Origin of the sequence: Pseudomonas sp. NPDC086112 (assembly GCF_044746425.1) — a bacterium.
In the GTDB taxonomy this organism is placed as follows: domain Bacteria; phylum Pseudomonadota; class Gammaproteobacteria; order Pseudomonadales; family Pseudomonadaceae; genus Aquipseudomonas.
This window is the reverse complement of the sequence record NZ_JBIVCD010000098.1, coordinates 1-815: the sequence shown is the minus strand read 5'-3', so window position 1 is coordinate 815 and position 815 is coordinate 1. Positions and strand designations below refer to the sequence as shown.

General features: G+C 56.4%; 2 pseudogenes. Both read right to left on the bottom strand.

The features are described 5' to 3' along the window. Positions 1–497 (bottom strand): annotated as a pseudogene (gene rplA, locus ACIPLA_RS28185) (50S ribosomal protein L1); the annotation flags it as partial. Next, positions 496–815 (bottom strand): annotated as a pseudogene (rplK, locus tag ACIPLA_RS28180) (50S ribosomal protein L11); the annotation flags it as partial. The pseudogenes rplA and rplK, both read right to left, overlap by 2 nt.

Genomic DNA, 815 nt, shown 5'->3' with positions numbered 1-815 from the left:
TCGGTGCGATAACGAACCTGACCAGCCTTGGCGTTTTTAACCGCGGTAGCTACGTCTGGAGTTACAGTGCCGACTTTAGGGTTAGGCATCAGGCCGCGTGGCCCCAGGATCTGACCCAACTGACCAACAACGCGCATGGCATCCGGGGATGCGATAACTACGTCATAGTTCAGGTCGCCGCCTTTCATTTCGGCAGCCAGGTCGTCCATACCTACACGGTCAGCGCCGGCAGCCAGAGCAGCCTCGGCAGCTGGACCCTGGGTGAACACAGCAACGCGAACAGTCTTACCAGTGCCGTGTGGCAGCACGGTAGCGCTACGAACGACCTGGTCGGATTTACGCGGGTCAACACCCAGGTTCACAGCAACGTCGAACGACTCGCTGAACTTGACAGTCGACAGCTCAGCCAGCAGAGCAGCAGCGTCTACAAAGTTGTAGGACTTGCCTGCTTCGATTTTGCCGGCGATAGCCTTTTGACGCTTGGTCAACTTAGCCATTACACACACTCAGATCCGCGTTTTTGGTTTTCGCGATTTCTTCCAGCTGAGCACGGGTCACGGTGCCAACCTTAACGGTGTTCGGACGAGCGGAACCGCTAGTCAGACCAGCAGCCTTCTTCAGCAGAACCGAAGCAGGCGTGGATTTAGTTTCGAAAGTGAAGCTACGGTCGCTGTAGACAGTGATGATCACTGGAGTCGGCAGACCTGGCTCAATACCCTGAGTACGGGCGTTGAAAGCCTTGCAGAATTCCATGATGTTCACGCCGTGCTGACCCAGAGCAGGACCAACAGGTGGACTTGGGTTAGCCTGAGCGG